13 protein-coding genes are annotated in these 12,109 nt (G+C 71.8%); 6 read left to right on the top strand and 7 right to left on the bottom strand.

The window, feature by feature from the left end:
* Positions 1-496 precede the first annotated feature (496 nt).
* The gene (locus F8271_RS14975) at positions 497-1,057 is read left to right on the top strand and encodes a hypothetical protein (protein WP_151490387.1); all 561 of its coding nucleotides are present in this window, start codon (positions 497-499) and stop codon (positions 1,055-1,057) included.
* A 155-nt stretch (positions 1,058-1,212) separates the two neighbouring features.
* Here F8271_RS14975 and F8271_RS14970 read toward each other — a convergent pair whose 3' ends face one another.
* Positions 1,213-2,049 (bottom strand): undecaprenyl-diphosphate phosphatase, encoded by an 837-nt coding sequence (locus F8271_RS14970; protein ID WP_151490386.1) that lies wholly within the window; start codon positions 2,047-2,049, stop codon positions 1,213-1,215.
* Positions 2,046-3,098, bottom strand: coding sequence for an LLM class F420-dependent oxidoreductase (locus F8271_RS14965; protein WP_151490385.1), 1,053 nt, complete (start codon positions 3,096-3,098; stop codon positions 2,046-2,048). Before F8271_RS14965 ends, F8271_RS14970 begins: the two co-directional genes overlap by 4 nt.
* 186 nt (positions 3,099-3,284) lie before the next feature.
* On the opposite strand from F8271_RS14965, the gene F8271_RS14960 reads away from it, so the two are divergent.
* On the top strand, positions 3,285-4,256 hold the full coding sequence (locus F8271_RS14960) for an aldo/keto reductase (protein WP_151490384.1): 972 nt from the start codon (positions 3,285-3,287) through the stop codon (positions 4,254-4,256).
* A 264-nt stretch (positions 4,257-4,520) separates the two neighbouring features.
* A complete protein-coding gene (locus F8271_RS14955) occupies positions 4,521-4,712 on the top strand; it encodes a DUF5703 family protein (protein ID WP_013734349.1) in 192 nt (63 codons plus the stop codon).
* Between the two features lie 19 nt (positions 4,713-4,731).
* Here the strand turns inward: F8271_RS14955 and F8271_RS14950 are convergent, their stop codons facing one another.
* Together F8271_RS14950 and F8271_RS14945 are read right to left on the bottom strand one after the other, a co-directional pair.
* Complete coding sequence (locus tag F8271_RS14950; RefSeq protein WP_151490383.1) at positions 4,732-5,394, bottom strand: hypothetical protein; 663 nt, start codon at positions 5,392-5,394, stop codon at positions 4,732-4,734.
* A 31-nt stretch (positions 5,395-5,425) separates the two neighbouring features.
* Positions 5,426-6,733 (bottom strand): M20/M25/M40 family metallo-hydrolase, encoded by a 1,308-nt coding sequence (locus F8271_RS14945; RefSeq protein WP_151490382.1) that lies wholly within the window; start codon positions 6,731-6,733, stop codon positions 5,426-5,428.
* A 161-nt stretch (positions 6,734-6,894) separates the two neighbouring features.
* Between F8271_RS14945 and F8271_RS14940 the strand changes: the two genes are divergently transcribed.
* The 3 genes from F8271_RS14940 to F8271_RS14930 all read left to right on the top strand — a co-directional run bounded on the left by F8271_RS14940 (position 6,895) and on the right by F8271_RS14930 (position 8,872).
* A complete protein-coding gene (locus F8271_RS14940; RefSeq protein ID WP_151490381.1) occupies positions 6,895-7,503 on the top strand; it encodes a hemerythrin domain-containing protein in 609 nt (202 codons plus the stop codon).
* 83 nt (positions 7,504-7,586) lie between these two features.
* A complete protein-coding gene (locus F8271_RS14935) occupies positions 7,587-8,558 on the top strand; it encodes a LysR family transcriptional regulator (RefSeq protein ID WP_151490380.1) in 972 nt (323 codons plus the stop codon).
* A 68-nt stretch (positions 8,559-8,626) separates the two neighbouring features.
* A complete protein-coding gene (locus F8271_RS14930) occupies positions 8,627-8,872 on the top strand; it encodes a hypothetical protein (protein ID WP_151490379.1) in 246 nt (81 codons plus the stop codon).
* Between the two features lie 56 nt (positions 8,873-8,928).
* On the opposite strand, the gene F8271_RS14925 is transcribed toward F8271_RS14930, so the two are convergent.
* Genes F8271_RS14925 through F8271_RS14915 form a run of 3 tightly spaced genes read right to left on the bottom strand, consistent with a single transcriptional unit; the run spans position 8,929 to position 12,043 of the window.
* On the bottom strand, positions 8,929-9,279 hold the full coding sequence (locus tag F8271_RS14925; RefSeq protein WP_151490378.1) for a DUF3140 domain-containing protein: 351 nt from the start codon (positions 9,277-9,279) through the stop codon (positions 8,929-8,931).
* Positions 9,279-9,491 carry a hypothetical protein gene (locus tag F8271_RS14920; protein WP_151490377.1) on the bottom strand — a complete coding sequence of 71 codons (213 nt, stop codon included), beginning with the start codon at positions 9,489-9,491 and terminating at the stop codon, positions 9,279-9,281. The genes F8271_RS14925 and F8271_RS14920 overlap by 1 nt, the downstream gene beginning before the upstream one ends.
* Complete coding sequence (locus tag F8271_RS14915; protein ID WP_151490376.1) at positions 9,488-12,043, bottom strand: ATP-dependent Clp protease ATP-binding subunit; 2,556 nt, start codon at positions 12,041-12,043, stop codon at positions 9,488-9,490. Before F8271_RS14915 ends, F8271_RS14920 begins: the two co-directional genes overlap by 4 nt.
* Positions 12,044-12,109 lie beyond the last annotated feature (66 nt).

Genomic DNA, 12,109 nt, shown 5'->3' with positions numbered 1-12,109 from the left:
GAGTGGATCACCCGGTGATTGCCCGATGTGGGGTCGTGGCCGGTCGCGTCGGGGTGGGTGGTTTGTCCGGTGGTGGGGGTTGTGGGCTGTGACCGGCCGCACTCGGGCGGTGGAATGGTGGCTGGCTGGGGGTCGTTACATACCCTGACGATCGCAGGACCACCGCCGCCGGCTCGACCCCGGTGCGGGGTGGGAATGCCCGGCCCGGTCCGGTCGTTGCAGACCCGGCCAGCGACCAGGCGCCGCCGTGATGCGGGCGCCGATGGATGGGCCACCCCCGGAATGACCCCGGCCCGCCGGTCGTTACACCCGGTCCCGGCGCACCGAGCCCCCGCGCTTGGTAGGCCGCCGACATCGGCGCCGCGAGCCCCCGGGCTCGCAGGCCCCCAAACTTTCCCCCGTGTGTTTGTGCAGCGCCGGACGAGGTGCTCACACCCTGCCCGCCGTTTTCCCCCTTGGCGGTGTGGGTGTTCCTACCCCCGAAGGAGCTACCCCCATGACCACGATCTTCCGTAAGAGTGTGCTGTCCGTTGCTGGTCTCGCGTTCGCCGGTGGTGTGTTCGCCGGTCCGATCGCCGCCCACGCCAACCCGGTCGACGCCAAGCCCGTCGCGGTGGCGGTGCAGACGGGTGCGCCGAAGCCGCAGGGCGAGCAGTCGCACATCGACCTGAACGGTGAGCAGACCGCGAACGTCAAGGCGATCATCGCCGCGACGAAGAAGGCCGGCCTGCCCGAACGCGCCGCGATCATCTCGATCGCGACGAGCCTGCAGGAGTCGAAGCTGGAGAACCTGGGTCACCTGGGTGACGCCAACGACCACGACTCGTTGGGCCTGTTCCAGCAGCGCCCGAGCTCCGGTTGGGGCACGCCGGAACAGATCACCGACCCGGCCTACTCCACCACCGCGTTCCTCAAGGGCCTCACGCAGGTCGACGGTTGGCAGGACATGGCGCTGACCGACGCCGCGCAGACCGTGCAGGTGTCGGCCTACCCGGACGCCTACGCCCAGTGGGAACAGCAGGCCACCGACCTGGTCAACCAGCACTGGAACAGCTGACCCGCAGAACAACACCGAAGGCCGGCACCCGCACAGGGTGCCGGCCTTCGTCGTACCCAGACGTGAATCGTGGACAGGTCCCGTCAGCAGGCGACGAAACCCCCACCTGCGCCGAGCCGGGGCCAGGGGAATGAACCGCCGTTGACGGGTGGTGATCAGGTGGCGTCGATCGCGCCGGTCAGCAGGAGGGCGAGGACCAGGGTGCCCAGCGCGACCCGGTACAGGACGAAGACGTACAGGGTGTGGTGGGCGACGTAGCGCAGCAGCCAGGCGATGGCCGCGTACCCGATGCCGAAGGCGATCACCGTCGCCACGATCATCTGGGCCACGGAGGGCACGGATGTGCCGGGGGCCGACGGTTCGAAGACGTCGCCGAGGCTGAATACGCCGGACATGACCACGGCCGGGATGGCCAGCAGGAACGAGTACCGCGCCGCCGCCTCCCGGGTCAGGTTGAGCAGCAGGCCGGCGGTGAGCGTTCCGCCGGAGCGGGACACGCCGGGAACCAGCGCCATGGCCTGGGCGAAGCCCATCACCACGCCGTCCTTCATCCGGAAGTTCTCCAGGGTGCGGGTCTGCCGCCCCCAGTACTCGGCGAACGCCAGCACGAACGCGAACACAATCAGCGTGGTCGCCACGACCCACAGGTTGCGTCCGGCGGTCTTGATCTGGTCCTTGAAGAGGAACCCGAACAGCCCGATCGGGATCGAGCCGACGATGACGTACCAGCCCATCCGGTAGTCGAGGCTGGAGCGCACCGAGCGGTCGCGCAGCCCGACCAGCCAGGTACGGGTGATCCGCCAGATGTCCTTGGCGAAGTAGATCAGCACCGCCGCCTCGGTGCCGAGCTGGGTGACCGCGGTGAACGACGCGCCGGCGTCGCGGTCGAAGAAGATCGCCGAGGTGATCCGCAGATGCCCCGACGAGCTGACCGGAAGGAACTCGGTCAGTCCCTGGACGATGCCCAGGACGATGGCCTCGACCCAGGTCACTCGCCGACTCCCGAGAGCTCGAGAGCCTCGGCGACGGTACGCAGGGTCTGCACGCCGCTGTCCCGGTCGGCCACGAACAGCGTGACCGACAGCGTGGTGACTCCGGCGGCGGCGTACTCCCGCATCCGCTCGGCGATGCGCTCCTTTGGGCCGAGCAGCGAGGTGCGGTCGATGAACTCCATCGGTACGGCGGCGGCGGCATCACGCTGCCGCTTGGCCAGGTACAGGTCCTGCACCTCGCGGGCGGCGTCGCCGTAGCCCATCCGGGTGGCGAGCTGGTTGTAGAAGTTCTGCTGCCGGCTGCCCATCCCGCCCACGTAGAGGGCGGCGTACCAGCGCACCAGTTCGGCGCAGGACGCCACGTCGTCGCCGATCACCACGGGCACGGACGGCACCACGTCGAAGCCGGCCAGTTCCTTGCCGACCTTGGCGCGTCCGGCGGCGACGGAGGCGAGCTGCTCGTCGGCGAACTCCGGGGCGTAGAACACGGCGAGCCAGCCGTCGGCGATCTCGCCGGCCAGTTCCAGGTTCTTCGGGCCGACCGCGGCCAGGTAGATCGGTATGTGTTCGCGGGGTGGGTGGAAGCCCAGGCGCAGGGCCTTGCCGGGGCCGTCCGGCAGCGGCAGCGTGTAGTGCTCGCCGTCGTACGCGACCTCCTTGCGGGCGATGGCGAGCTTGACGATGTCGACGAACTCACGGGTCCGGCCGAGGGGCTTGGCGAAGCGCACCCCGTGCCAGCCCTCGGAGACCTGCGGGCCGGAGACGCCCAGGCCGAGCCGGAACCGGCCGCCGGAAAGCGCGTCGATGGTGGCCGCGGTCATCGCGGTGGCGGCCGGCGTACGGGCGGGGATCTGCATCACCGCGGCGCCGACGTCGATCCGTTCGGTCTGGCCGGCCATCCAGGCGAGCATGCTCGGCGAGTCGGAGCCGTAGGCCTCCGCCGCCCACACCACCGAGTAGCCGAGCCGGTCGGCCTCCTGGGCCAGCGCCAGGTGGTCGGCCGGCGTGCTCCACGCCGTCTGGTATCCGAGGCTGAGCCCGAGTCGCACTGGTCCTCCCCCATCCGTGGCACAGGTCGCATCAGGTTACGCAATGCCGACAACGGACTCGATCACCGGCTCTCCTCCAATGATCCCCCCTCCATCGGGGCAGTCCACGGCGGCGGAACCGGCAGAACCGGCAGAGATACGGGAGCGAGGATATCCGTGGCGGCAGGTTCGAAATAAGGTTCACCCATGCAACAGCGACCGCTCGGCCGAAGCGGGCTGGCGGTTTCCCGGCTCGCACTCGGCACCATGACCTGGGGTCGGGACACCGACGCCGACGACGCGGCCGCCCAGCTGAAGAGTTACCTGGACGCGGGCGGCAACCTGATCGACACCGCCGACGTGTACGGCGACGGTGACGCCGAGTCGGTGATCGGCTCGCTGCTGGGCACCCTCGTCCCCCGCGACGAGTTGTTGATCGCCACCAAGGCGGGGTTGCGCCCGGGCAGCGGCCGGCGCCGGGACGGCTCCCGTGGGCACCTGCTACGGACGCTGGACGCGTCGCTGCGGCGGCTCGGCACGGACCACGTCGACCTGTTCCAGGTGCACGGGTACGACCCGGACACCCCCCTTGAGGAGACGCTGGCCGCTCTGGACCACGCGGTGGCCAGCGGCAAGGTCCGCTATGTGGGGGTGTCGAACTTCTCCGGTTGGCAGACCGCGCGGGCCGCCGCCTGGCAGACGGCCTGGCCGGGTCGGGCACCGGTGGTCGCGTCCCAGGTCGAGTACTCGTTGCTGGAGCGGGGGGTGGAGCGGGAGGTGCTGCCCGCGTGCGACGCGCTCGGCCTGGGCGTGCTGCCCTGGTCGCCGCTGGGCCGGGGGGTGCTCACCGGAAAGTACCGGCACGGCCGTCCGGCGGACTCGCGGGCCGCCTCGCCGCACTTTGAGCGGTTCGTGGCGACATACCTGGAGCCGCGCTGCTCCAGCATCGTGGAGGCGGTGGCGACCGCGGCCGGCGGGCTGGGCGTGTCGCCGTTGGAGGTGGCGCTGGCGTGGATCCGGGACCGGCCGGGGGTGACGGCGCCGATCCTCGGCGCCCGGACGGTGGGGCAGCTGCTCGGCGCGCTGCAGGTGGAGCGGATCACCCTGCCCGAGGAGATCACCACCGCGTTGGACGACGTCTCCGCGGTGCCGGTCGGCTACCCCGAGCGCGACGGCTGACCCGTCGACCAGGCCGGGGCCACCGACGGGTCACGGCGACGGAGGCCAGGGCCACCGACGGGTCACCGCCGTCGCGCGCTACCTCCTCGACGCCGTCAGCGACCCGCAGGGTGACCCACGGCCGGCTGTCCGACGGCATTCTGGTCGATCCGGTCGGGAGGGACCACGCGGGCGCGCACAGGGAGGCACGAACCGCCACGGCAGCGGCGTTGGTCACCCCGGAGGGGGTGGCGGACGGCCGCTGGGCTGGGCAGCATGGGTGGCATGGACTACGAGTACGCGCCGCTGCGGCTGCCGCCGAACGTCGACCGGTTGACCGCCGCGGCGCAGTTGGCGATCCAGGCGGAGTTCTCCGGATGGGAGTTGGCCCGGGTGCGGCTGTACCGGGACGGTACGCGGCAGGTGGTGCTGCGCCGTCGGCGGGTCAACCAGCCGCAGCCGGGCCTGTCGTACTGAGGGCCGGGCGTCGTACGGCCTAGTGCTGGTGGCCGGCGTGGTCGTGGTCGTCGTCGAGCTCCAGGAACGGGTGCTCGTCGAGGCGGCCAACCAGCCGGTCGTCGGCCGCCGGTTGGAACGGGCCGACGGCGTCGTCGTCGTCGAACGACTCCAGGTCGACGGGAGTGCCCACCTCGCTGACCATGACCACCCCGTCGAGGGGCTCCAGCTCGGGGACGTCCAGCGCGCCGAGTGAGCCGTCGCCGCTCTGCAGCAGCTCCAGCACCGCCTCGCCGACACCCTCCACGGGTGCCGGCTCGTCGTCCTCCGGGGTGCCCTCGCGGCGGGCCGCCTCGGCGACACGCAGCAGCGCGGAGACACTCGGCACCCGGTAGTCGCGGCGTTGGCGTACCGAGATCACGCGGGGGTGCGGGTCACTGGCCTCGGAACCCTCGGGGCCGCCGAATCGCTCGTCGGCCTCGTCCGGGTCGATCGAGTCGACGTCCCACGGCGTCACCTCGCCGAAGGCGTCGAGCAGACGCTCGTCGTACGCGTAGGACGCGTTGTTCAACGCGACGTACGCCTGCCAGACGTCGTCGTCGTCGACGCGGCCCTGCGCGGCGCGTACGGCGGCCAGGTGGTGGCGGGCCGCTTCGATCACCCGCTCGAGAGCGGCGTCCAGCTCACCGTGCTGGTCGGTCATGTGGGCAGTCCCTTCACGATGGGGGAAACGGCTAGCAGGTGCGGAGGAACCGGTCGAGAACCCGCACGCCGAACTGTAGTCCGTCGACCGGAACGCGCTCGTCGATGCCATGGAACAACGCGGAGAAGTTCAGATCGGCGGGCAGTTGCAGCGGGGCGAACCCGAAGCAGCGGATGCCGAGCTGGGAGAACGCCTTGGCGTCGGTGCCGCCGGAGAGCATGTACGGTACGGGCCGGGCGCCCGGGTCCTCGGCGCGCAGCGCCGCCGACATGGCCTCGACCAGGTCGCCGTCGAAGGTGGTCTCCAGGGCCGGCTGCCGCTGGACGTACTCGATGGCGATGTCCGGGCCGACCAGCTCGCGCAGCTGCCGTTCCAGCAGCTCGGACTGGCCGGGCAGGCTGCGGCAGTCGATGGTGGCGGTGGCCCGGCCGGGGATGACGTTGTCCTTGTAGCCGGCGCTCAACCGGGTCGGGTTGGCGGTGTTGCGGATGGTCGCGCCGATGATGTTGGCGATGGGGCCGAGCTTGGCGATGGCGGTTTCCGGGTCGTCCGGGTCCAGTTCGATGCCGAGCAGGTCGGAGACCTCGGTCAGGAAGGCCCGCACGGTGTCGGTGACCACGACCGGGAAGCGGTGCCGGCCGATCCGGGCGACGGCCTCGGCGAGCGCCGTGACGGCGTTGTCGTCGTGCATCATCGAGCCGTGCCCGGGGCGGCCCTTGGCGTGCAGCCGCAGCCAGTCGATGCCCTTCTCGGCGGTTTCGATGAGGTAGAGCCGCTGGCTGTCGCTGACCGAGTAGGAGAAGCCGCCGACCTCACCGATCGCCTCGGTGCAGCCGTCGAAGAGGTCCCGGTGGTTGTCCACCAGGAACCGCGCGCCGTAGTCGCTGCCCGCCTCCTCGTCGGCGGTGTACGCGAGCACGATGTCGCGCGGGGGTCGCACGCCGGTGCGCTGCCAGTGCCGCACGACGGCGAGCACCATGGCGTCGAAGTCCTTCATGTCGATGGCGCCCCGGCCCCACAGGTAGCCGTCGCGCAGTTCGCCGGAGAACGGGTGCACCGACCACTCGTCGGCGTCGGCGGGCACCACGTCCAGGTGGCCGTGCACCAGCAGCGCGCCCCGGCTCGGGTCGGTGCCGGGGATGCGGGCCACGACGTTCGCCCGGCCCGGGGCGGATTCGTGCAGGACGGCTTCGACGCCCACCTCGGCGAGCTTCTCCGCCACGTACTCGGCGGCGCGGCGCTCGCCGACGCTGGTGTCGTTGTCCCCCGTGTTGGTGGTGTCGATACGCAGCAGGTCGCGGCAGAGGTCCACGACCTCGGCGGTGGGTTCGCTCGTCATCGCCTCTTCATACCAGCCCGAGGGGGCCGGCCGGGCAGCGCACCGGCCTGCGCGGGCGACGCATCGACGGGCCCGGTTTCACCGCGAGCGGGTCCGGGTATCGCCGCTCACGACCGCACATCCCCTGCCGGAGCTTCCGCCCGCCAGTCGAGGAGGGCACCATGTCCGCCGTTCCCCTGCCGCCGCTGCCGCCCGCGCCCACGCCCGATGAGGGTTTCCGCCCCGGTGGCCGCAGCATCGCCGACATCGTGGACCGGGAGCACCAGCAGTTGCTGGCGCTGCTGGATCAGCTGACCGGCCCGGACACCACACCGCAGGAGGGCCTGGCGGTGCTCACCGCCGCGCTGTCGCGGCACCTGTCGGCGGAGGAGCAGTACCTGCTGCCGGCGGCGCGGGCCGCGCTGCCGAACGCCGACGAGCGGGTGGACGCCGAGATCAGCGCCGACGCCGCGCTGCTGAACGTCCTGAAGGGGTTGGCGGAGGAGGCGTTGACCGAGGTCGCGGCGCGGGTGCGCCGGCACGTGGAGGGGGTCGGCGCGCTGGTCGCCGAGCTGCGCGCGGTGGCCACCGAGGAGGAGCTGATCCGGCTGGGCAACCGGCTGGAGATCGCTGAGGAGGCGGCGCCGACCCGGCCGCATCCGGGCACCCCGGCGACCCCGCCGTGGAACCGGATCGTCGAGCCGGCGGTGGGTGTGGTGGACAAGGTCCGCGACGCGGTGACGCGGCGGCCGACGTACCTGACGGACCTGCCGGAGCCGCCGCGCGGCTGACCGGCGACGAACCGCTGTGCATTCAATCTCACCAATACCTTCAGGCTCTTCCGCACGCTGCGGCGTGGTCCTACCGTCACCGTATGAACCTGGAGTTGCGTCACCTGCGGGTGGTCTGCGCGATCGCGGAGACGGGGAGCGTGACCAAGGCGGCGTCGGCGCTCGGCCTGGCTCAGCCGGCGCTCACCGCTCAGCTTCAGCGGATCGAACGGACACTGGGCGGACCGCTGTTCGACCGGGACCGGCGCGGCGCACGCCCGACCGCGCTGGGTGAGTTGGTGCTGGCCCGGGCCCGGGTGTTGCTGCCGGCGATGAAGGGGCTGCAGGACGAGGCGGCCCGGCTGGCCGGTTCCGGTGACGCGCCGCCGTGCTACCGGTTCGGCGGGGTGAACAGCCCGATCCTGGGTCGGCTGGTGCATCGGTTGGCCACCGAACACCCGCCGGCCCAGATCACCACGTACGCCTCGTGGTCGGTGGACGAGTTGGCGCAGTTGGTGGCGGGCGGCCGGCTGGACTTCGTGCTCGCCGGCGTGTGTGGCGACGCCAGCCCGTCGGCCGGGTTCGGGTTGAGCTGGCGGGAGGTGGCCATCGATCCGGTGCTGGTGTTGCTGCCGGAGACCCACCCTCTCGCGGGGCGCGCCGAGGTGCGGCTGGCGGACCTGCGCCACGAGCAGTGGGTGGCGGCGCCCGGTGACGGCTGTTTCGGCGACTGCTTCGCCGCCGCCTGCGCCCGCGCCGGTTTCACTCCCCGCAAGATGTACGAGACCGACATCCGCGGCTGCGTCGACCTGGTCGACGCCGGCGTGGCGGTGGCGTTGTGCCAGGCGACGTTCCGGCCGGTGGCAGGGCTGGTCACCCGCCGGTTGGCGGGGATTCCGCTGCGCTGGCGGCTGCTGCTGGGCTGGCATCCGGACTCTCCCGCCGCGCGGGGCGCGCAGCTGGTGTTGGAGACGGCCAAGGCGGCGTACACCGACTCGCTGGCGCCGCACCCCACCTACCTGGACTGGCTGCTGCGCAATCCGGGGTTCGGTGTGCGGCAGCCCAGCGGGGTGTGAGCCCACCCGGCCGGGTGATGACCCGCCGGTGGCGGTGCGAACCGGCGTTGGCGGGGTATCAGGCGGACATGACCGACCTCTACCCGCCCGCCGACGACCGGGAACTGCTGCGCCAGGCGGCCGCCGCGCACACCGCCGCCACCCGCGAGGTGGAGGCGTTCCTGCGCCGCCTGCCGGAGGTGCCCGACCCGGCCGACGTCACCGAGTACGCCAACCTGCTCAGCCGCGAGGACCAGACCCGCGGCGACCGGGACGCCGCGGCCGACGCGGCGGGGCTGACCATCGCCAGCATGGAACCCGACCAGGGCCAGTAGCGGGACCGCGACGGTGCCGCCCCGAGCCGGGGCGGCACCGTCGGGTGTGGCACCGTTCAGCGTTCGACGAGCGGGTCGTGGCCCAGGTCGAGCAGCGAGTGCCGCCAGCTGTCGTCGGCGTTGCCGCGCTTCGGTTTGGCGTCCATCAGCTCGCGGATCCGCTCGACCGCCTCCCGCATCACCTCGATGTCCTCGCCGGTGAGGTCGACCTTGCGCTTGTTGAGCACCTTGAGGATCTCCCGGCCCGGTTGGGGCAGGTCGAGGTTCGGGTTGGACCCGAACGAGTCCTCGCCGGACCCCCGGGTGAGCAGCCAGGTGCGCAGCTGCTCCGACGGGACGTTGACCTCGGCGTGGAAGTCCTCCCAGAGCACTTCCACCTCGGGGTCGAGCCGAGCTTCGCGTACCATCAGGTCTCCTCTCGCGGGCGGTGTCCGGACGTCTCCGGGTCGTCCTGGTCGGTCTTCGGGTGCAGGCCCTCGGGTGGCACCCGCGTACGGCGGGGGTTCGCGGTGGGCGACGCCACGATCGGGTCGGGATGGTCGTCCTCGTCCCGGGTCTGCTCGGAGTCCGCGGGTTGGTGCGGCTCCTCGTGCTCGCCTCGCCGCGCCGCCCCGCTCATCGCGGGTGTGTTGTCGTGGCGGCGGTGTACCCCCGCTCGCCCGCGGTGACGTCGAAGGTGAGCTGCCCGTCGCGGGCGTCCACGGTGACCTTCTGTCCGGGTGAGATCGCCGACTCCAGCAGCATCCGGGACAGGTGGTTGTCCACCTCGCGTTGGATCACCCGGCGCAGCGGACGGGCACCGAACTCCGGCTGGTAGCCGTGCTCGGCGAGCCAGTCGACGCCGGCGGTGGTGAACTCCACCTGGATGTCCTGGGCGTGCAGCCGACGGCGGGTCTCCTCCAGCAGCAGCGCGGTGATGTCGCGCAGCTGCTCGGCCTCCAGCCGGCGGAAGATGATCACCTCGTCGATGCGGTTGAGGAACTCCGGGCGGAAGTTCTCCTGCAGGCGACGCATCAGCCGTTCGCGGAGCTCGTCGTTCTCCTGCTCGCTGCCCGGCTCCCCGGTGCCGAACCCGACGGCCCGTTGGGTACCGGTGATCAGCTCGGAGCCGAGGTTGCTCGTCATGATCAGTACGGTGTTCTTGAAGTTCACCGTGCGGCCCTGGCTGTCGGTCAACCGCCCGTCGTCGAGCACCTGGAGCAGGATGTTGAACACGTCCGGGTGGGCCTTCTCGATCTCGTCGAGCAGCACCACCGCGTACGGGCGGCGGCGCACCGCCTCGGTGAGCTGGCCGGCCTCCTCGTAGCCGACGTACCCGGGTGGGGCACCGACCAGCCGGCTGACGGTGTGCCGTTCCTGGAACTCGCTCATGTCGACGCGCACCATCCGGTCGGCCTCGCCGAACAGCGCCTCGGCTAGGGCGCGGGCCAGCTCGGTCTTGCCGACGCCGGTCGGGCCGAGGAACAGGAAGCTGCCCATCGGGCGCTCCGGGTCGGCCAGCCCGGCGCGGGAGCGGCGGACGGCCTCGGCGACCGCGCTGACCGCGTCGTCCTGACCGACGACCTTCTCGTGCAGGTGGCCCTCCAGACGCAGCAGCCGGTCGCGTTCCTCCTCGGTGAGCTGGCTGACCGGGATGCCGGTGGCCCGGGAGACCACCTCGGCGATCTCCTGTGGACCCACCTCGGGCACCTGGGAGCTGGTGCCGTCGTCGCCGTTGGCGCGGCGCATCTCCTCCTCCAGCTCGGAGATCCGGTCGCGCAACGCCGAGGCGCGCTCGTACTGCTCGTCGGTGACGGCCTGTTCCTTGTCCCGGCGTACGTCGTCGAGTTCCTGTTCCAGCTCCCGCACGTCGGACGCCGGGGTACGGGTGCGCAGCCGCACCCGGGCGCCGGCCTGGTCGATGAGGTCGATGGCCTTGTCCGGCAGGAACCGGTCGGTGACGTACCGGTCGGACAGCTCGGCGGCGGCGACCAGCGCCTCGTCGGTGAAGCGCACCTGGTGGTGGGCCTCGTAGCGGTCGCGCAGCCCGCGCAGGATCGCGATGGTGTCGTCGATGCTCGGCTCGGGCACCAGCACCGGCTGGAAGCGCCGGGCCAACGCGGCGTCCTTCTCGATGCTCTTGCGGTACTCGTCGAGCGTGGTCGCGCCGATGACGCGCAGCTCACCGCGGGCGAGGGCCGGTTTGAGCATGTTGGACGCGTCCATCCCGCCCTCGCTGCCGGCACCGCCCGCCCCGACCAGGGTGTGAATCTCGTCCATGAAGATGATCAGCTCGTCCCGGTGCGCGCGGATCTCGTCGATGACCTTCTTGAGCCGCTCCTCGAAGTCACCCCGGTAGCGGGTGCCGGCGACCAGGCCGGCCAGGTCCAGTTGGACGACCCGCTTGCCGAGCAGGGTCTGCGGCACGTCCCCGTCGCAGATCCGCTCGGCGAGGCCCTCGACGATCGCGGTCTTGCCGACGCCGGCCTCGCCGATCAGCACCGGGTTGTTCTTGGTCCGCCGGGACAGGATCTCCACGGCCTGCTCGATCTCGTCGGCGCGGCCGATCACCGGGTCGATCTGGTCGTTGCGGGCCAGGTCGGTGAGGTCCTGGCCGTACTGGTCGAGCGTGGGGGTGCCGCGGTCGGGCTTCGGCCCGGTCATCGGCCCGCGCTCGGCGTTGGCGGCCTGCAACGACTCGGGTTGGATCCGGCCGGCGGCCAGCATCCGCCCGGCGGGCGACTCCGGGTTGAGCGGCAGCGCCATGAGGATGTGCTCGGGGCCGATGTAGTTGGCACCCATCGCCCGGGACAGCTGGTGGGCGTCGAGCAGAGCCCGCTTGGCCGCCGGCGTCAGCGACAGGTTGGGCGGCACCTCACCGCGCGGCGCGCCGTCACCCTTGCCGCCCAGCGCGTTGAGCAGGGTGTCCGGGTCGGCGCCGGCACGGCGGACCAGGTCACGCAGGGGTTCGCGTTGCAGCGCCGCCCACAGCAGGTGGTCGGTGTCGAGGTCGCTGCTGTGCCGTTGCGCCGCCCGCCGGGCCGCGTCGGCCAGCATCTCCCGCGCGTCGGCCGTCATCAGGCGGGTGATGTCGACCCGGTGCGGCGGTCGGCGTCCTCCCTCACCCCGGCCGAAGTACCGGGCCAGGAATTCGTCCCACGGGTCGGAGCCGAGGTCACCGGGTCCCATCATGTCTGTCCTCCGCAGTTGGGTGCGGCACGGTCGGCAGGGGCTACCCGGCGCGCGCCCCGACAAACG

The organism is Micromonospora sp. ALFpr18c, assembly GCF_008868155.1.
Lineage (GTDB): Bacteria > Actinomycetota > Actinomycetes > Mycobacteriales > Micromonosporaceae > Micromonospora.
The sequence above is the reverse complement of the archived record's forward strand: the minus strand, read 5'-3'. Positions and strand labels throughout refer to the sequence as shown.